The sequence below is a fragment of the Pseudomonas sp. TH39(2020) genome (assembly GCF_016650715.1).
Lineage (GTDB): Bacteria > Pseudomonadota > Gammaproteobacteria > Pseudomonadales > Pseudomonadaceae > Aquipseudomonas > Aquipseudomonas mandelii_C.
The window spans coordinates 731,635-751,003 of record NZ_JAEKFF010000008.1; the positions used below are offsets into that span (position 1 = coordinate 731,635).

17 protein-coding genes are annotated in these 19,369 nt (G+C 58.7%); 12 read left to right on the forward strand and 5 right to left on the reverse strand.

Features of this window, described 5'->3' with window-relative positions; all coding sequences use genetic code 11:
• Positions 1 to 87: 87 nt before the first annotated feature.
• Positions 88 to 711, reverse strand: coding sequence for an outer membrane lipoprotein chaperone LolA (gene lolA, locus JFU47_RS31685; protein ID WP_008154853.1), 624 nt, complete (start codon positions 709 to 711; stop codon positions 88 to 90).
• A 65-nt stretch (positions 712 to 776) separates the two neighbouring features.
• On the reverse strand, positions 777 to 3,182 hold the full coding sequence (locus tag JFU47_RS31690; protein ID WP_140680021.1) for a DNA translocase FtsK: 2,406 nt from the start codon (positions 3,180 to 3,182) through the stop codon (positions 777 to 779).
• A 307-nt stretch (positions 3,183 to 3,489) separates the two neighbouring features.
• Between JFU47_RS31690 and trxB the strand changes: the two genes are divergently transcribed.
• From trxB to infA, 4 genes are all read left to right on the forward strand, one after another.
• Positions 3,490 to 4,449, forward strand: a complete 960-nt coding sequence (gene trxB / locus JFU47_RS31695) for a thioredoxin-disulfide reductase (protein ID WP_140680023.1) — start codon at positions 3,490 to 3,492, stop codon at positions 4,447 to 4,449.
• A gap of 64 nt (positions 4,450 to 4,513) precedes the next feature.
• The gene (aat, locus tag JFU47_RS31700; protein WP_201188304.1) at positions 4,514 to 5,194 is read left to right on the forward strand and encodes a leucyl/phenylalanyl-tRNA--protein transferase; all 681 of its coding nucleotides are present in this window, start codon (positions 4,514 to 4,516) and stop codon (positions 5,192 to 5,194) included.
• Between the two features lie 57 nt (positions 5,195 to 5,251).
• Entirely contained in the window at positions 5,252 to 5,959 is a 708-nt protein-coding gene (locus JFU47_RS31705) for an arginyltransferase (protein ID WP_008154860.1), read from the forward strand.
• Between the two features lie 111 nt (positions 5,960 to 6,070).
• Positions 6,071 to 6,289: a translation initiation factor IF-1 gene (gene infA / locus JFU47_RS31710; RefSeq protein ID WP_002553999.1), complete on the forward strand. Its 219-nt coding sequence runs from the start codon at positions 6,071 to 6,073 to the stop codon at positions 6,287 to 6,289.
• Between the two features lie 156 nt (positions 6,290 to 6,445).
• Here the strand turns inward: infA and clpA are convergent, their stop codons facing one another.
• Together clpA and clpS are read right to left on the reverse strand one after the other, a co-directional pair.
• Positions 6,446 to 8,716 (reverse strand): ATP-dependent Clp protease ATP-binding subunit ClpA, encoded by a 2,271-nt coding sequence (clpA, locus tag JFU47_RS31715; protein ID WP_095129000.1) that lies wholly within the window; start codon positions 8,714 to 8,716, stop codon positions 6,446 to 6,448.
• 30 nt (positions 8,717 to 8,746) lie between these two features.
• Positions 8,747 to 9,130 carry an ATP-dependent Clp protease adapter ClpS gene (gene clpS / locus JFU47_RS31720; protein WP_140680026.1) on the reverse strand — a complete coding sequence of 128 codons (384 nt, stop codon included), beginning with the start codon at positions 9,128 to 9,130 and terminating at the stop codon, positions 8,747 to 8,749.
• Between the two features lie 225 nt (positions 9,131 to 9,355).
• Between clpS and JFU47_RS31725 the strand changes: the two genes are divergently transcribed.
• Positions 9,356 to 9,637 carry a cold shock domain-containing protein gene (locus JFU47_RS31725; RefSeq protein ID WP_201188306.1) on the forward strand — a complete coding sequence of 94 codons (282 nt, stop codon included), beginning with the start codon at positions 9,356 to 9,358 and terminating at the stop codon, positions 9,635 to 9,637.
• 61 nt (positions 9,638 to 9,698) lie between these two features.
• Here the strand turns inward: JFU47_RS31725 and icd are convergent, their stop codons facing one another.
• A complete protein-coding gene (gene icd, locus JFU47_RS31730; RefSeq protein ID WP_010458895.1) occupies positions 9,699 to 10,955 on the reverse strand; it encodes an NADP-dependent isocitrate dehydrogenase in 1,257 nt (418 codons plus the stop codon).
• A 496-nt stretch (positions 10,956 to 11,451) separates the two neighbouring features.
• Between icd and JFU47_RS31735 the strand changes: the two genes are divergently transcribed.
• The 7 genes from JFU47_RS31735 (at position 11,452) to JFU47_RS31765 (ending at position 19,335) form a co-directional block, all read left to right on the forward strand.
• Positions 11,452 to 13,677: an NADP-dependent isocitrate dehydrogenase gene (locus JFU47_RS31735; protein WP_123366305.1), complete on the forward strand. Its 2,226-nt coding sequence runs from the start codon at positions 11,452 to 11,454 to the stop codon at positions 13,675 to 13,677.
• Positions 13,678 to 13,892: 215 nt separating this feature from the next.
• Positions 13,893 to 14,339: an NUDIX hydrolase gene (locus JFU47_RS31740; protein WP_140894224.1), complete on the forward strand. Its 447-nt coding sequence runs from the start codon at positions 13,893 to 13,895 to the stop codon at positions 14,337 to 14,339.
• Positions 14,340 to 14,398: 59 nt separating this feature from the next.
• Positions 14,399 to 15,544 (forward strand): tRNA 2-thiouridine(34) synthase MnmA, encoded by a 1,146-nt coding sequence (gene mnmA / locus JFU47_RS31745; RefSeq protein ID WP_201188308.1) that lies wholly within the window; start codon positions 14,399 to 14,401, stop codon positions 15,542 to 15,544.
• Positions 15,541 to 16,164: a high frequency lysogenization protein HflD gene (gene hflD / locus JFU47_RS31750; protein ID WP_033057057.1), complete on the forward strand. Its 624-nt coding sequence runs from the start codon at positions 15,541 to 15,543 to the stop codon at positions 16,162 to 16,164. The genes mnmA and hflD overlap by 4 nt, the downstream gene beginning before the upstream one ends.
• A gap of 126 nt (positions 16,165 to 16,290) precedes the next feature.
• On the forward strand, positions 16,291 to 17,661 hold the full coding sequence (gene purB / locus JFU47_RS31755; RefSeq protein ID WP_201188310.1) for an adenylosuccinate lyase: 1,371 nt from the start codon (positions 16,291 to 16,293) through the stop codon (positions 17,659 to 17,661).
• An 86-nt stretch (positions 17,662 to 17,747) separates the two neighbouring features.
• Positions 17,748 to 18,917 (forward strand): ribosomal protein uL16 3-hydroxylase, encoded by a 1,170-nt coding sequence (locus tag JFU47_RS31760; RefSeq protein WP_201188312.1) that lies wholly within the window; start codon positions 17,748 to 17,750, stop codon positions 18,915 to 18,917.
• Positions 18,910 to 19,335 carry a GNAT family N-acetyltransferase gene (locus JFU47_RS31765; RefSeq protein ID WP_123366301.1) on the forward strand — a complete coding sequence of 142 codons (426 nt, stop codon included), beginning with the start codon at positions 18,910 to 18,912 and terminating at the stop codon, positions 19,333 to 19,335. The genes JFU47_RS31760 and JFU47_RS31765 overlap by 8 nt, the downstream gene beginning before the upstream one ends.
• The last annotated feature ends 34 nt before the right edge of the window (positions 19,336 to 19,369 follow it).

Below are 19,369 nucleotides of genomic sequence, written 5' to 3' on the forward strand. Positions count from 1 at the left end.
TGCTCGCGATGGCGGCATTACATTCAACATCAATGTTGACTGACCCGACGCTATCGCGAGCAGGCTCGCTCCCACAGGTTTTGCGTCTTACTCTTGAATGACGTCCGCCCCTTTCGGGATGTCGAACTTGAACTTGGACGCCGGAATCGGCTCGTTGGCTTTCACGCCGGTGAACAGGATGTTGGTGCGCTGACCGACGCTGTCGATCATCTGCATGTCATTGACCAGGCCGTTACGGAACGACAGGCGAAGGCTGTCGAACAGAGTGTCCTTGGTTTTCGGCTTCAAGGTGAAGTCGATCACGCCACCGGCTTCCTTGGCGCTGATGTCGAAGCTCTGGCTGATCTTGGACACGTCACCGGACAGCAGCAACGCCGGAGTCTGGGTCAGGCGCTGATCGAGGTTCTTGATGGTGGCTTGCTCCAGGTCCGGATCCCACAACGTCACCTTCTTGCCGTCGGAGACCATCGTTTGTTCGGCCGGCGCGTTGGTGTGCCAGTAAAACAAGCCAGGACGCTGCAAGGACATTTCACCCGCGGTTTCCTGCAACTGGGTGCCGCTGCCGTCGAGGGTCAGTTGGGAGAAACGCGCCGTCAGGGTCTGGGATTTTTCCAGCAATTGGGTCAGGCGCGCCACGTCCTTGTCATCGGCGTGCGCCGAGAGCGTGGTCAAAGCCAAAACCGGCAGCAACAGCATGCGGATAAGACGCATGGGAGTCCTCATAACATTCGTGGGGGTGCGATGGCGCGTCATTACGCCACCGCGTTTCAATCAATTCAGTCGCGTACCGGGCCCGGAGCCAGGACTTCACGCGAACCGTTGGTATTCATGGACGTCACGACACCGGCCATTTCCATGGCTTCGATCATGCGCGCGGCGCGGTTGTAGCCGATTTTCAGCTTGCGCTGAACCGCAGAGATGGACGCACGACGGCTTTCCAGTACGAACTGCACCGCTTCGTCGTAGAGCGCGTCGGATTCACTGTCTTCGTCGCCACCACTGCCGCCTTCAAAGCCACTGCCCGGCTCTTCGACACCGGCGAGAATCTCGTCGTTGTATTCCGGCGCGCCGCGCAGTTTCCAGGCTTCGACCACCCGGTGAACCTCGTCATCGGACACGAAGGCACCGTGGACACGAATCGGCAGACTGGTGCCCGGCGGCATGTAAAGCATGTCACCGTGACCCAACAGTTGTTCGGCACCGCCCTGGTCGATGATGGTCCGGGAGTCGATCTTGCTCGACACCTGGAACGCCATACGCGTCGGAATGTTGGCCTTGATCAGACCGGTGATCACATCAACCGACGGCCGCTGGGTCGCGAGGATCAAGTGGATACCGGCCGCACGCGCCTTCTGGGCGATACGGGCGATCAGTTCTTCAACCTTCTTGCCGACGATCATCATCATGTCGGCGAATTCGTCCACCACCACGACAATCGTCGGCAGCTTGGTCAACAGCGGCGCTTCGTCGTGAATGCTTTCGCGCTTGTACAACGGATCGGTCAACGGCGTACCGGCGTCCTGGGCTTCCTTGACCTTGGCATTGAAGCCCGACAGGTTACGCACGCCCATTTTCGCCATCAGCTTGTAGCGACGCTCCATCTCCGCGACGCTCCAGCGCAGGGCGTTGGCGGCGTCCTTCATGTCGGTCACGACCGGGCACAACAGGTGCGGAATGCCTTCGTAGATCGACAGCTCAAGCATTTTCGGGTCGATCATGATCAGCTTGGCGTCTTCCGGGCCGGACTTGAACAGGATCGACAGGATCATCGCGTTCACGCCCACCGATTTACCGGAACCGGTCGTACCGGCTACCAGCAAGTGCGGCATTTTCGCCAGGTCGGTGATGACCGGCTTGCCGCCGATGTCGTGGCCCAGAGCCAAAGTAACCGGCGACTTGAAGTTGTCGTACTCGGGGGTCGACAGCACTTCGGAGAAGCGCACGATCTGGCGGTCTTCGTTAGGGATCTCGATACCAACGGTGGTCTTGCCCGGAATCACTTCCACCACGCGCACGCTGGTCACGGCCAGGGAACGTGCCAAGTCTTTCGCCAGGTTGGAGATGCGGCTGACCTTGACGCCCGCCGCTGGCTGGATTTCGTAACGGGTAATCACCGGGCCCGGGTGAATCGAATCCACCGAAACCTCGACGCCGAATTCCTTGAGCTTGATTTCCAGCAAGTGGCCGACCGCCGCCAGGGATTCAGGCGAATAATTGAGTTGTTTCTTTTCTGCCGGGTCGAGAATCGAGATCGGCGGCAAGGTGCCTTCGACGGCGCTGTCAACGAACAACGGCGCCTGTTTCTCTTTTTCCACGCGCTTGCTGGGCGCCGCTGGCTTGGGCGGCGCCGGGGCAATCACCGGCGGCACCTGCTTCTCGCGGTCCGACATGTGTTTGCTCAGGGCCTGCTCACGTTCGATCAGGCGCTCCTTGACCTTGGCTTGCTCGCGTTTGTCGGTGACGGTCGGCGCCACTACGTCATGGACGCGGTCGTCGACTTCACGCAACTGCGCAACCAGCTGTTTGCGCTCGACACGGGCGGCCCACCAGCGATTGGCCGCGCCCTGGAACAATTCGAGCAGGTCGAGGGTGATCTTGCCGGTGAGGTCCATCACTTTGAACCACGACAGGTCGGTGAACACTGTCAGGCCAAACAGGAACAACGCGATGAACAACAGCGTACTGCCCTGGATATTCAGGGCGTTCCTGGCCAGGTCGCCGAGGCTTTCGCCTAACGCGCCGCCAGCGCCGGCCGGCAGACCGGTCGCAGCGTGGAAATGGATATGGGCCAGTGCCGCGCCCGAGAGCACCAGAAACACCAGGCCGATCAGGCGCCAGGAGAACAGCCAGCCGCTCCACTCCCACTGCTCGTGGCGTTGACGGAAGATTTGAAAAGCCTTGATCGCCAGCAACAGCGGGAAGATGTAGGCGAAGTAACCCAACACCATGAACAGGATATCGGCGCTGTAGGAGCCTACCGGTCCGCCGAAGTTCTGCACATCGTCGATTTTGCTGTTATGGCTCCAGCCCGGATCGTCCTTGCCGTAGGTCAACAAGGCCATCATCAGGAACAGGCACAAGCCGCCGATGGCGATCAATGCACCTTCCTTGAGTCGGTAGTGCAGTTGCTGGCGCCAGAGCGGAACGACGGCTGGTTTAGGTGCTGCGGTGGATTTCTTCAAAACGCTTCTTTTCCTGCGCCTATGGCGCGTCCATCTGTTGAATGACTATAAAAAACTGCCCAATCCAGGCAGGTAAAAAAGTTAACAGGTGTAACTGGGACTACTTTTAACACTACGCTCCGGTTTTTATAAACACGGCGTGTCGCGCTCATTTTATTACAAACGCTGTTACAGGCAGGCATTGTACGGGTTTGTTCGTCCGATGCCATGCTTGAAACCCAAGGTGTAGCATAGCCAACAGCACATTACGTGCGGTTCAATTTGAGCATGCATTCTCTTTTGTGACAAAGGCTTATGAGGTGTTTTTATGAGCGAAGCGAAGCATTCCCGCCTGATCATTCTGGGTTCCGGCCCTGCCGGTTACAGCGCTGCCGTTTATGCCGCCCGCGCCAACCTCAATCCCGTTGTCATTACCGGCATACAGGCAGGTGGCCAGCTCACCACCACCGTCGAAGTCGACAACTGGCCCGGTGATGTCGAAGGCCTCACCGGCCCGGTGCTGATGGAACGCATGCAAAAACACGCCGAGCGTTTTCACACAGAGATCGTTTACGACCACATCCACACTGCCAAGTTGCAACAGCGCCCATTTGAACTCATCGGCGACAGCGGCACTTACACCTGTGATGCGCTGATCATCGCCACCGGCGCCTCGGCGCAATACCTGGGGCTGCCATCGGAAGAGACATTTGCCGGCAAAGGGGTGTCGGCCTGCGCGACGTGCGACGGTTTCTTCTACCGCAATCAGGTGGTCGCAGTCGTTGGCGGCGGCAACACGGCAGTTGAAGAAGCGCTGTACCTGTCAAACATCGCCAAGGAAGTTCACCTGATTCACCGCCGCGACAAGTTGCGCTCGGAGAAAATTCTTCAGGACAAGCTCTTCGAAAAAGCCGCCAAAGGCAATATCCGCCTGCACTGGAACCAGAATCTGGATGAAGTGCTGGGTGATGCCAGCGGTGTGACCGGCGCCCGCCTGCGGGACAGCCACAGTGGCGAAACCAGTGAATTGCCGCTGACTGGCGTGTTCATCGCTATTGGCCACAAACCCAACACCGACCTGTTCGAGGGTCAGCTGAAAATGCGTGACGGCTATCTGCTGGTCAAGGGTGGCAGCGAAGGCGATGCTACCAGCACCGAAATCGCAGGCGTGTTTGCCGCCGGTGACGTGGCCGATCACGTTTACCGCCAGGCCGTGACGTCTGCCGGGGCCGGCTGCATGGCTGCGCTGGACGCCGAGAAGTATCTCGACGACATTCCAGTCGTTTGACGGCACACTTCACGGTGGGCCCACCCGCCCACCACCGCCCTCCCCTTCTGCAAGCCCGGATGCCATGCTGACTTGGTTACAACGCAACACCCTGACCTTCCCGCCCCTGGAAAAAGCCATGCGCGATCCCAACGGGCTGTTGGCCGCGGGCGGGGATCTGTCCGCCGATCGTCTGATTCAGGCCTATCGCCACGGCTGTTTTCCGTGGTTCTCGGAAGGCCAGCCGATTCTCTGGTGGTCGCCGGATCCACGCACCGTACTGTTTCCCGACGAACTGCACGTCTCGCGCAGCCTGAACAAATTGCTGCGCCAGCAACGCTATCAAGTGACCTTTGATCAGGATTTTGCCGCGGTCATCCGCGCTTGCGCCGCACCTCGGGATTACGCCGACGGCACCTGGATCACAGAAGCCATGCAGAACGCCTACCTCGAGCTGCACAGGCGTGGCTACGCCCATTCGGTGGAAGTCTGGGACCAGGGCGAACTGGTCGGCGGGCTCTATGGCCTGGCGATGGGTCAGCTGTTTTTCGGCGAGTCCATGTTCAGCCGCGCCGACAACGCCTCGAAATATGGCTTTGCCACACTGGTCCGACACCTGAAAGACTCAGGCTTTGTGCTGATCGACTGCCAGATGCCGACCGACCATCTGCACAGCCTCGGCGCCCGAGCGATTCCCCGCCGCGAGTTTGCCGACTACCTTGCGCAGCATCTGGACCGGCCCAGCCGCGCCACCTGGGTTTGCTGAGCGACTTTTGCGCCAGTGGCTTACACTTAATTCAAAACCTTATCCCGAGGGTTGATCATGACCGAGTTGGCGCGTTTGAAGTTCTATGCCACTCAGCCCCACTCTTGCAGTTATCTGCCCGAGGAGCAGGCCACGACCCTGTTCCTCGACCCTAGTCAGCCCATGGATGTGCATGTCTATGCAGACCTGTCTGAAATGGGTTTCCGTCGTAGCGGCGATCATCTTTACCGGCCTCATTGCCAGAATTGCAATGCGTGCGTACCGGCGCGCATCCCTGTGGCGCAATTTTCACCTAACCGCCAGCAGAAACGCATCTTCAAACGCAACGTCGACCTGCAGGTGCGCCCTGCCAGGCCGCAATTCAGCGAAGAGTATTTCGACCTTTATCAGCGGTATATCGAACAGCGTCACGCCGATGGCGATATGTACCCGCCGAGTCGCGATCAGTTTGCGACGTTTCTGGTACGTGACCTGCCGTTTTCCCGATTCTACGAATTCCGCCTCGAAGGACGGCTGGTGGCGGTGGCCGTCACCGACTTGCTGCCGAACGGTCTGTCGGCGGTCTACACCTTCTACGAGCCCACCGAAGAACGCCGCAGCCTGGGGCGTTACGCGATCCTCTGGCAAATCGCCGAGGCTCAGCGTCTGGGGCTGGAAGCGGTCTATCTGGGCTATTGGATCAAAAACTGTAAAAAGATGAGTTACAAGACTCAATATCGCCCTATCGAACTGCTGATTAATCAGCGCTGGGTCATCCTGAACTAGAGCAAGCCGTAAACCCCTTGGCTTAAACCCCATTTTTCGGGCACAATGCACGCCGCTTTTGCCTGGCGCAGTTGCACCGGGCCATTCATTGGACACCGAGGGCTTTACTGCATGTCGAAAGAAGACAGCTTCGAAATGGAAGGCACTGTCGTCGACACCCTGCCCAACACCATGTTTCGTGTGGAGTTGGAAAATGGGCACGTCGTAACCGCGCATATTTCCGGCAAGATGCGCAAGAACTACATTCGTATTCTTACCGGTGACAAAGTGCGCGTCGAGCTGACGCCCTATGACTTGAGCAAAGGGCGCATCACTTACCGCGCTCGCTAATCAAGTCAATACAAAACGCCCGGTTTATGCCGGGCGTTTTTGTGTGCGCGTGATTTAACGGCTGCCGAAAATCCGCTTGCTACCCGGGGATTGATGTACATCTGAAAGACAGCAAAAAGGCGCCTTTCGGCGCCTTCTGCTTTCTTGCGGTAACTATCAGGCCATTTCAGCCGTCGTCTCGAAGTCGAAGGTCAGCTCGCCGTCCTTGAGATCGATGTGAACCACACCACCATGGTCGGCCAGTTCGCCAAAGAGGATCTCTTCCGCCAGCGGACGCTTGATCTTGTCCTGGATCAAACGCGCCATTGGTCGAGCCCCCATTGCCGTGTCGTAGCCACCCGCTGCCAGCCAGCTGCGCGCCGCGTCCGTCACTTCCAGCTGCACGCGCTTGTCTTCCAGCTGCGCCTGAAGCTCGGTAAGGAACTTGTCCACCACGCTTTTGATGACCTCATGACTGAGGCGACCAAACTGGATAATGGTGTCCAGACGGTTGCGGAACTCTGGCGTGAAGCTCTTCTTGATCACTTCCATCGCATCGGACGAGTGGTCCTGATGGGTGAAACCGATCGAAGCGCGAGCTGCCGTTTCGGCACCGGCGTTGGTCGTCATGATGACGATCACGTTACGGAAGTCCGCCTTGCGCCCGTTGTTATCGGTCAGCGTACCGTGGTCCATCACCTGCAGCAGCAGGTTGAAGACTTCCGGATGCGCCTTCTCGATCTCATCGAGCAACAGCACGCAGTGAGGCTGCTTGGTGATGGCTTCGGTCAGCAGACCGCCCTGGTCGAACCCGACGTAACCTGGAGGCGCACCGATCAGACGCGATACGGTGTGGCGCTCCATGTACTCGGACATGTCGAAGCGAACCAGCTCGATCCCCAACGCCTTGGCCAGCTGACGCGCCGCTTCGGTTTTACCGACACCGGTAGGCCCTGCGAACAGGAACGAACCGACGGGCTTGTCAGGCGACTTGAGGCCGGCACGGGACAGTTTGATCGCGGTCGACAGCGAGTCGATTGCGGCATCCTGGCCAAATACCGTCAGTTTCAGGTCACGCTCAAGGTTACGCAGCAGCTCTTTGTCGGAGCTGGTGACGTGCTTAGGCGGAATCCGCGCGATTTTCGCGACGATGTCCTCGACCTGAGGCACTTCGATGCGTTTCACGCGCTTCTCGATTGGCTGCAGACGCTGGTAGGCGCCCGCCTCGTCGATGACGTCGATGGCCTTGTCCGGCATGTGCCGGTCATTGATATAGCGCGAGGCCAGTTCGGCCGCCGCACGCAACGCTTCATCGCTGTATTCGATGTTGTGGTGCGCTTCGAAACGACCTTTCAGGCCGCGCAGGATGCCAATGGTGTCTTCCACCGAAGGTTCCGACACGTCGACCTTCTGGAAGCGCCGGGCCAAAGCACGGTCCTTCTCGAAGATCCCGCGGAATTCCTGGAACGTGGTCGAGCCGATGCAACGGATATCACCCGACGACAGCAGCGGCTTGAGCAGGTTCGAGGCATCCATGACCCCACCGGACGCGGCACCCGCACCGATGATGGTGTGGATCTCGTCGATGAACAGAATCGCCTGCGGACGTTTTTTCAGCTCATTGAGCAACGCCTTGAAGCGTTTCTCGAAATCACCGCGGTATTTGGTCCCGGCCAGCAAGGCCCCCAGATCGAGGGAATACACCACGCTGTTGGCCAGCAGGTCTGGTACCTGATTGTCGACAATACGCTTGGCCAGGCCTTCGGCAATCGCGGTTTTACCCACGCCCGCTTCGCCCACCAGCAGCGGATTGTTTTTGCGACGACGCGCCAGGATCTGCGCGACGCGCTCAACTTCCAGCTCACGGCCTACCAATGGATCGATTCGACCCTGGCGCGCGAGTTCGTTGAGGTTGCTGGCATAAGCATCCAGAGGATTGCCTGAAGAAGAAGACTCACCGCCCTCGTCGTCCTGCATATCTTGCTCACCTTCAGAGTGATCGCCATGCCCCGGCACTTTGGAAATGCCGTGTGCGATGTAGTTGACGACATCGATGCGCGCAACGCTCTGCTGTTTCAGCAGGAACACTGCCTGACTCTCTTGCTCACTGAAGATCGCGACCAGTACGTTGGCGCCAGTCACTTCGCGTTTGCCCGAGCTCTGTACGTGAAAGACAGCACGTTGCAGAACACGCTGGAAGCCCAGGGTTGGCTGGGTCTCACGATCCTCGTCATGAACGGGGATCAATGGCGTGGTGGAGTCGATGAACTCCTGCAAGTCATGCTTGAGTTTGTCGAGGTTTGCGCCGCAGGCACGCAAAACGGTGGCGGCAGCCTCATTGTCCAATAGGGCCAGCAGGAGGTGCTCGACGGTCATGAATTCATGACGCTTCGAACGGGCCTCCTTGAAGGCAAGATTGAGGGTGACTTCGAGCTCGCGGTTTAACATAGCTTCACCTCATACCCAAGTGGTCGGCGATTAACCGTCCTTCTCGATTTCACAGAGTAGCGGATGCTGGCTTTCCCTGGCGTACTGGTTGACCTGCATGGCCTTAGTCTCGGCGATGTCGCGGGTAAACACTCCACATACTGCCCGTCCTTCTGTGTGGACGGCCAGCATGACCTTGGTCGCCAGCTCGCGATTCAGGTTAAAAAACACCTCGAGCACTTCGACGACGAAATCCATCGGTGTGTAGTCATCATTGAACAAAACCACCTTGTACATCGGCGGCGCCTGTAAAGCAGGCTTTGCCTCCTGAACAGCAATGCCTGCGGAATCGTCCTCGTGAGCCCCCGGATGATCTTTTTGGAGAGCCGGGCGATCCTGATTGAATGTTAGTCGAATCTGGCTGATTGCATGCATGGAAAGAAAGGTTCGTCAGTTGTGCGAATACAGTGGTGGGGGCGACCATCGTCGATTTCAACTCCGACTGCCTGGTCACCTTGACTATCGGCAAAACGGTGTTACAACCAATAGAGCCCACAGTGGGTAAAAAAGGTCCGCTGAGTCAATCTTATTTCCAGGAAATGACTGCGGATGTACTGGATGATACTCCAGTGATGGAGTCTGTTGCAGAGGGATATGAGCATGGCTGTCGGCAAGGTGAAATGGTTCAACAATGCCAAGGGGTTCGGTTTCATTAACACCGAGGCCAGGGAAGGTCGCGACGATGACGGCCATCTTATTGATTTCTTTGCCCACTATTCAGCCATCGAGATGGACGGATACAAGACCCTCAAGGCCGGGCAAGTCGTGAGCTTCGAAATCATTCAGGGCCCCAAGGGGCTGCATGCAGTGAAGATCGGGTCTGTCGCCACGGGGAATGATCAAACCGCACCGGTCACTCAGCAAGAAACAGCGTCGAGTTGATAGCACCGGTCATCCAGTCATGAAAAAACCGCCCGAAGGCGGTTTTTTTGTGCCGATTCGCTTACATGTGCGAAATCAGCGCATCACCAAACGCAGACGAAGACAGCAGTTTCGCGCCTTCCATCAAACGGTGGAAGTCATAGGTCACGGTCTTGGCGGAAATCGCGCCGTTGGTGCCCTTGATGATCAGATCAGCTGCTTCGGTCCAGCCCATGTGACGCAGCATCATCTCTGCGGACAGGATCAGGGAACCCGGGTTGACCTGGTCCTTGCCAGCGTACTTCGGCGCAGTACCGTGGGTCGCTTCGAACATCGCAATGGTGTCAGACAGGTTGGCACCCGGCGCGATACCGATACCGCCCACTTCCGCCGCCAGGGCGTCGGAGAGGTAGTCGCCGTTCAGGTTCAGGGTCGCGATCACATCGTATTCGGCCGGGCGCAGCAGGATCTGCTGGAGCATGGCGTCAGCGATGGCGTCTTTGACGATGACGTTCTTGCCGGTTTTCGGGTTTTTGAACTGCATCCACGGACCGCCATCGAGCAGGGTCGCGCCGAACTCTTCAGCCGCTACTTCGTAGGCCCATTCTTTGAAGGCACCTTCGGTGAACTTCATGATGTTGCCTTTGTGCACGATGGTCAGCGAGTCGCGGTCGTTGTCGACCACATACTGCAGCGCTTTTCGCGCCAGACGCTTGGTGCCTTGCAGCGAAACCGGCTTGATGCCGATACCGCAGTTTTCGTCGAAACGGATCTTGGTGACGCCCATTTCATCTTTAAGGAACTTGATGACCTTGGTCGCTTCCGGCGAACCAGCTTTCCACTCGATACCGGCGTAGATGTCTTCCGAGTTCTCACGGAAGATCGTCATGTCGACGTCGCCTGGCTTCTTGACCGGGCTAGGCACGCCTTCGAACCAACGCACAGGGCGCAGGCAGACATAGAGGTCGAGTTGCTGACGCAGGGCCACGTTCAGGGAACGGATGCCGCCGCCGACCGGGGTGGTCAGAGGGCCCTTGATGGAAACCACGTAATCCTTGACTGCGTCCAGGGTTTCCTGGGGAAGCCAAGTGTCCTGATCGTAAACCTGAGTCGCTTTCTCCCCGGCATAGACTTCCATCCAGGAAATTTTGCGCTCGCCGCCGTAAGCCTTCTTAACAGCAGCATCGACAACCTTGATCATGACCGGGCTGATATCAACGCCAATACCATCGCCTTCGATGAAGGGGATGATCGGGTTGTTAGGAACATTGAGAGAATGGTCCGCGTTGACGGTGATTTTGTCGCCGACTGCTGGAACCTGAATCTTCTTGTATCCCATGCTGAACTCCATTGTTTGGATTGAACATCTGGCTTCGTTCGAGCGTACCCCAGTTAAATCGGCACGCAAACCCTATGTTCCAACCATCGGCCGCAAAGCTGCACAGTTCGCGACGTACAAGCCTGAAAGCAAAGGGAAAAGCGCCAAACTCAAGCACGGTGCAAGACTCTACGCCCCACTCGCCCCTGCGACCTTTAGACCAATGGACGACAATCGTTGCATATGAACCATCGGCAGATTGCCAGCTTCCTATGTATAATGCCGCCCGCTGACCACAGAGTCACGACGGCCGATCTCTCTACTACGAGACTTTGAGCCCGAAAAAGCAGGGCTGTTACCGCAGTCCACCCGCTTGACGCTCGACTGATGCACCCAACATCACCGCGCACAAATCTCGACATTCGGCTCATGGATGACTTTGAACGAACGCGCTTACCCGGCGCCCCTCGAGTTTTTCTGCGCACGCTTTAGCAAAGAAGAGAGAGTTAATCCGAATATGCCCACCCGCTCGAAGATCATCTATACCTTCACCGACGAAGCTCCCGCCCTCGCCACTTATTCACTGTTGCCTATCGTAGAGGCCTTCACCGCCTCCGCTGATATCGCCGTGGAAACCCGCGATATCTCTCTTGCAGGGCGCATCCTGGCCAGCTTCCCCGAGCAATTGGGTGACAAAGCCGTAGCCGACCACCTCGCCGAACTGGGCGACCTGGCCGTTACGCCCGAAGCCAACATCATCAAGTTGCCGAACATCAGCGCCTCGGTTCCGCAACTGCAAGCCGCGATCAAGGAACTGCAAGCCCAGGGCTTCGCACTGCCTGACTACCCGGAAACCGTGACCAGCGACGCCGACAAGCTCGCCAAGTCGCGTTACGACAAGATCAAGGGCAGCGCCGTGAACCCGGTTCTGCGCGAAGGCAACTCCGATCGTCGTGCACCGCTGTCGGTCAAGAACTACGCACGCAAGCACCCGCACAAAATGGGCGCCTGGGCTGCGGACTCCAAGTCCCACGTCGCGCACATGAGCACCGGCGATTTCTACGGCAGCGAAAAAGCTGCCCTGATCGACGCCGCTGACGCTGTCAAAATCGAACTGATCGCTCAAGACGGCACCACCACCGTCCTGAAAGAAAAAACCACCGTGCAAGCCGGTGAGATCCTCGATTGCGCGGTACTGAGCAAAAACGCCCTGCGCAGCTTCATCGCTGCCGAGATCGAAGACGCCAAGCAAAAAGGCGTGCTGCTGTCGGTCCACTTGAAAGCCACCATGATGAAGGTCTCCGACCCGATCATGTTCGGCCAGATCGTTGCCGAGTTCTATAAAGACGCACTGGCCAAGCACGCTGACGTGCTGGCGCAGATCGGCTTCAACCTGAACAACGGCATCGGCGACCTGTACGCTCGCATCAAAGCCCTGCCGGCTGAGCAACAAGCGCAGATCGAAGCGGACATCCAGGCGGTCTACGCCGCTCGTCCGTCGTTGGCCATGGTCAACTCCGACAAAGGCATCACCAACCTGCACGTGCCGAGCGACGTTATCGTCGACGCCTCGATGCCGGCGATGATCCGTGACTCCGGCAAAATGTGGGGCACCGACGGCCAGCTGCACGACACCAAGGCTGTGATCCCGGATCGCTGCTACGCCACCATCTACCAGGCGGTGATCGAAGACTGCAAGCTGCACGGCGCTTTCGATCCAACCACCATGGGCAGCGTGCCAAACGTTGGCCTGATGGCAAAAAAAGCCGAAGAGTACGGTTCGCACGACAAGACTTTCCAGATCAAGGCAAACGGCGTAGTTCGGGTTTCCGATGGCGCTGGCCGCACCTTGCTGGAGCAGTCGGTTGAAGCCGGCGACATCTTCCGCATGTGCCAGACCAAAGACGCGCCAATCCAGGATTGGGTCAAACTGGCCGTCAACCGTGCTCGCGCAAGCGCAACTCCAGCGATTTTCTGGCTGGACCCAATGCGTGCCCACGACGGCGTAGTGATCGAGAAAGTTCAGGCTTACCTGAAAGATCACGACACCTCCGGCCTGGACATCCGCATCATGTCGCCAGTCGACGCGATGGCGTTCACCCTGGGCCGCACTCGCGAAGGCAAGGACACCATCTCGGTGACCGGCAACGTACTGCGCGACTACCTGACTGACCTGTTCCCGATCATGGAACTGGGCACCAGCGCCAAGATGCTGTCGATCGTGCCGCTGATGAATGGCGGTGGCCTGTTCGAAACCGGCGCTGGCGGTTCGGCACCCAAGCACGTTCAGCAACTGCTGGAAGAAAACTTCCTGCGCTGGGATTCCCTGGGCGAGTTCCTGGCCCTGGCCGCCTCCCTTGAGCATCTGGGTGTTACTTACAACAACCCTAAAGCTCTGGTTTTGGCCAAGACCCTGGACCAGGCCACCGGCCAGTTCCTGGACAACAACAAGTCGCCATCGCGCAAAGTCGGCAACATCGACAACCGCGGCAGCCACTTCTATCTGGCGCTGTACTGGGCTCAAGCCCTGGCCGCCCAGACCGAAGACACTGCACTGCAAGCGCAGTTTGGCCAGCTTGCAAAAAGCTTGACCGAGAACGAAGCAACCATCGTTGCCGAGCTCAACGCCGTTCAGGGCAAGCCAGTGGACATCGGCGGTTACTACCACGCCAATGCCGAGCTGATCAGCAAGGCCATGCGCCCGAGCAACACCTTCAACGCCGCGATTGCTGCGCTGGTTTAAGGTTGTAAGGGAACATCACAAACCCCGGCCTCGTGCCGGGGTTTGTGTTTCTGGCGCTCACACAAATTTATCTGCCTGACCCGGCCCTTGTGGGAGCGAGCCTGCTCGCGAATGCGGTATATCCTTCAATCCTGTATTGACTGACCTACCGCTTTCGCGAGCAGGCTCGCTCCCACATTGATCTTTGTTCCAACATAAAAAATCGAGGAAGTCTCATGGATTGGCTACCCCACATCACCGTCGCGACCATCGTCGAAGACAACGGCCGCTTCCTGATGGTCGAAGAATCCAAGGGCGGACGAACGGTGCTCAACCAGCCCGCCGGTCACCTCGACCCGGACGAAACCCTGATCGAAGCCGCTGTACGCGAAACCCTCGAAGAAACCGGCTGGGACGTCGAGCCGACCGGCGTGGTGGGCATTTACCTCTACACCGCTCCGAGCAACGGCGTGACTTATCAGCGGGTCTGCTTCACTGCAAAACCGCTCAAACATCACCCCGACTATCAGCTGGACGACGGCATCGTCGGCGCAAAATGGCTGTCGCGTGACGAACTCATGGCACAGCGCGCAAACTGGCGCAGTGAGCTGATCATCCGCTGTATCGATGATTATCTGGACGGCCAACACTTCGGTCTCGAACTGATCCGCCCTTCTCTTTAGCCTTGCGGGCTTCGGCCTGTTAGAATCGCGTCCTTTTTAAAGACACTCATTGAATCCCTATGCGTGATCCAGCCCCTTCTGACACACAAAAGAAGCGCGTCATTGTCGGCATGTCCGGCGGCGTGGACTCTTCCGTTTCCGCTCTCCTGCTGATCGAGCAGGGTTATGAGGTGGAAGGCCTGTTCATGAAGAACTGGGAAGAAGACGATGGAACGGAATACTGCACCGCCATGGATGACCTGGCGGACGCTCAGGCCGTGTGCGACAAAATTGGCATCAAGCTGCACACCGCCAACTTCGCCGCCGAGTACTGGGACAACGTGTTCGAGCACTTCCTGGCCGAATACAAAGCCGGTCGCACGCCGAACCCGGACATCCTGTGTAACCGCGAGATCAAGTTCAAGGCGTTCCTCGACTACGCCATGATGCTCGGCGCCGACCTGATCGCCACCGGCCACTACGTGCGCCGTCGCGACATCGAGGGCCGCACCGAGCTGCTCAAGGGCCTGGACCCGAACAAGGACCAGAGTTACTTCCTGCACGCCGTCGGCGGTGAACAGATCGCCAAGACTCTGTTCCCGGTCGGCGAGCTGGAAAAACCCGAAGTGCGCGCGATTGCCGAGAAACACGAACTCGCCACCGCGAAGAAAAAGGATTCCACCGGAATCTGCTTTATCGGCGAACGCCGCTTCAGCGACTTCCTCAAACAATACCTGCCAGCCCAGCCCGGCGAGATCAAGACCACCGAAGGTGAAGTCATCGGCCGTCACCACGGCTTGATGTATCACACCATCGGCCAGCGTCAGGGCCTGGGCATTGGCGGCTTGAAAGACGCCAGCGACGAGCCGTGGTACGTGCTGATCAAAGACCTGGAGCACAACGAATTGATCGTTGGCCAGGGCAATGACCACCCGTACCTGTTCTCCCGCGCCCTGCTCGCCTCGGACATCTATTGGGTCAACCCGATCGACTTGACCGAGCCGCGCAAACTGACGGCCAAAGTCCGTTATCGCCAGAGCGATCAACCCTGCACGCTGGAAAAGACCGCCAACGGCTACCGCGCGACCTTCGATGACCCGCAACGCGCGGTCACCCCAGGCCAGTCCGTGGTGTTCTATGACGGCGAAATCTGCCTCGGTGGCGGCGTGATCGAAGTCGCGGAGCCGTGGACCAGCAAAGGCACTCCTCAAGGCGAGCAACAATGAGCCCGACTCAGGAGCAACTGACGGCACTGGGCGGCGTGTTTCTCGCCGCCGTGCTGGTCGACAAGATCGCCAAGACCGGCCAGACCGCCGAAGCCGGCCTGACGTGCATGCTCGGTAGCCTGCTGATTCGCGACCCCAAGGACACCCTGGAAGTCTACGGCGGCGACGACATCAATCTGCGTGAAGGTTACCGCGCATTGATCGGCGCCCTGGAACGCGACCCGAGCACCCTTCAGCGCGAACCACTGCGCTATGCGCTGGCAATGCTCGGCCTGGAGCGTCAGCTGGCCAAGCGCAACGACATGCTGGACGTGATCGGCAAGCGTTTGCCGCAGATTCAATCCCAGGTCGAGCACTTCGGCCCGGCTCACGAAAACGTCATTGCTGCCTGCGGTGCGCTGTACCAGGACACCCTGAGCACCTTGCGCCAACGGATTCAGGTCCATGGCGACATGCGCAACCTGCAGCAACCGAGCAACGCTTCGAAAATCCGCGCCCTGTTGCTGGCCGGGATTCGATCGGCGCGCCTGTGGCGGCAGTTGGGCGGTCATCGGTGGCAGCTGGTGATCAGCCGCCGCAAGTTGCTCAAAGAGCTTTACCCGCTGATGCGCAGCAGCTGAACCGCGCGCGCAAGACCTTTTGTAATTTGTAACGCGTAAGACGCTGGTCAGTTGGCAACGGACCGGCGGATTTTTTCATGTATGATACGCGCCCCATTTCGTTGCCCGACTGTCCGAGAACACCCCATGCAGCTTTCTTCGCTCACTGCGGTTTCCCCTGTTGACGGCCGCTACGCCGGCAAAACCCAGGCCCTGCGCCCAATTTTCAGCGAATACGGCCTGATCCGTGCTCGCGTTCTGGTTGAAGTGCGCTGGCTCCAGCGCCTGGCCGCTCACCCTGGCATCAGCGAAGTGCCGGCGTTCTCCGCCGAAGCCAACGCTGTGCTGAACACCCTGGCGGAAAATTTCGCTCTGGAGCACGCCGAGCGTGTCAAAGAGATCGAGCGCACCACCAACCACGACGTCAAAGCCATTGAGTACCTGCTCAAAGAGCAAGCGGCCAAGCTGCCGGAACTGGCTGCTGTCAGCGAATTCATCCACTTTGCCTGCACCAGCGAGGACATCAACAACCTGTCCCACGCCCTGATGCTGCGTGAAGGCCGTGATGACGTGATGCTGCCGCTGATGCGCCAGACTGCCGAAGCCATCCGCGAACTGGCCATCCGTTTCGCTGACGTGCCGATGCTGTCGCGCACCCACGGTCAACCGGCCTCGCCGACCACCCTGGGCAAAGAGCTGGCGAACGTGGTTTACCGTCTGGAGCGTCAAATCGCTCAAGTCGCTGCCGTTCCGCTGCTGGGCAAGATCAACGGCGCCGTTGGCAACTACAACGCTCACCTGTCAGCCTACCCTGAGATCGATTGGGAAGAGAACGCCCGCGCCTTCATCGAAGACGAGCTGGGCCTGGGCTTCAACCCGTACACCACGCAGATTGAACCGCACGACTACATCGCCGAGCTGTTCGACGCGATCGCGCGCTTCAACACCATCCTGATCGACTTCGACCGCGACATCTGGGGCTACATTTCCCTGGGTTATTTCAAACAGCGCACCATCGCGGGCGAAATCGGTTCGTCGACCATGCCGCACAAGGTCAACCCGATCGACTTCGAGAACTCCGAAGGCAACCTGGGCATCGCCAACGCACTGTTCCAGCACCTGGCGAGCAAGCTGCCGATCTCCCGCTGGCAGCGTGACCTGACCGACTCCACCGTTCTGCGCAACCTCGGTGTCGGCTTCGCCCACAGCGTGATCGCGTACGAAGCCAGCCTCAAAGGCATCAGCAAACTGGAGCTCAACGCACAGAAGATTGCTGCTGACCTGGACGCGTGCTGGGAAATATTGGCCGAGCCAATCCAAACCGTGATGCGTCGCTACAACATCGAAAACCCGTACGAAAAACTGAAAGAGTTGACCCGTGGCAAGGGCATCAGCCCTGAAGCACTGCAAACTTTCATCGACGGTCTGGACATGCCAGCCTCGGCCAAGGCCGAGCTGAAACTGCTCACCCCGGCGAACTACATTGGTAACGCTGTAGAGCAAGCCAAACGCATCTGATCGACCGCTTGACCCTTTTGAGACGCCCGGCAGCGCCGGGCGTTTTTATTCCCGTCTGAAAAGTGCATTTTTTCAATAGGTTACACATGAATCCTGATATTCCTCTTCAACTTCTGGGCGGCATCACGGCGCGCGAATTCCTGCGCGACTACTGGCAGAAAAAACCGCTGCTGATCCGCCAGGCGATCCCTGATTTCGAAAGCCCGATCGACCCAGACGAACTGGCCGGCCTGGCGCTGGAAGAAGAAGTTGAATCGCGCCTGGTAATCGAACACGGCGAGCGTCCTTGGGAAATGCGTCGCGGCCCGTTCGCCGAAGACGAATTCAGCAAGCTGCCGGAAACCGAGTGGACCCTGCTGGTGCAAGCGGTCGACCAGTTCGTGCCGGAAGTCGGCGAGTTGCTGGAGCAATTCCGCTTCCTGCCGAGCTGGCGCGTCGACGACGTGATGATCAGCTTCGCCGCCCCGGGTGGCAGCGTCGGTCCGCACTTCGATAACTACGATGTGTTCCTGCTGCAAGGTCACGGCAAGCGCAACTGGAAGATCGGCCAGATGTGCGACTCCGAGAGCAAGCTGCTGCCACACGCGGACCTGCGCATCCTCGCTGACTTCGAAGCCACCGATGAGTGGGTTCTGGAACCAGGCGACATGCTCTACCTGCCGCCGCGCCTGGCCCATTGCGGCGTTGCGGTTGATGACTGCATGACCTACTCGGTCGGCTTCCGCGCCCCAAGCGCCTCTGAAGTGCTGACTCACTTCACCGACTTCCTTAGCCAGTTCCTGACCGACGAAGAGCGCTACACCGATGCCGACGCCCTGCCGGCGGTCGATCCGCACCAGATTCAGCACGACGCCCTTGATCGCCTGAAGGCTTTGCTGGCCGAGCACATGAGCGACGAGCGCCTGCTGCTGACCTGGTTCGGCCAGTACATGACCGAGCCGCGCTACCCGGAACTGGTCGTCGGCCCCGAAGAAGTCGAAGAAGAAGACTTCCTCGCGAGCCTGGAACAGGGCGCCGTGCTGATTCGCAACCCGAGCGCGCGCATGGCCTGGTCCGAAGTCGATGACGACCTGCTGTTGTTCGCCAGCGGCCAGAGCCGTTACCTGCCGGGCAAACTGCGCGAGCTGCTGAAATTGATCTGCGCTGCCGACGCCCTGCACACCGATAACCTCGGTGACTGGCTGAACGACGAAGACGGCCTCGGCCTGCTGTGCGAGCTGGTCAAGCAAGGCAGCCTGGGGTTTGCTGATGAATAAAATCCACGTTCGTGTCGCAGACTGGCAGAAGGACATCGCCGAGATCCGGCGCATTCGTGAGACGGTGTTCATCGCCGAGCAATCCGTTCCGCCTGAGCTGGAATGGGATGCTGATGACGCAACGGCGGTGCATTTTCTGGCCTTCGAAGGCGACTTTCCGATTGGCACCGCTCGCTTGCTGCCCGACGGCCACGTCGGCCGGGTGTCGGTGCTGAAAGACTGGCGCGGTTTGAAAGTCGGCGATGCGCTGATGCAAGCGGTGATCGGTGAAGCCGAAAAGCGCGGACTGAAGCAGCAGATGCTGAGCGCACAGGTACAGGCCACGGCGTTCTATGAGCGCCTGGGCTTCAGCCTGGTCAGTGAAGAATTCCTGGAAGCAGGCATTCCGCATGTGGACATGGTGCGTCATTCGGCTTAATACCGAGTCGCACCCTTCGCGAGCAGGCTCGCTC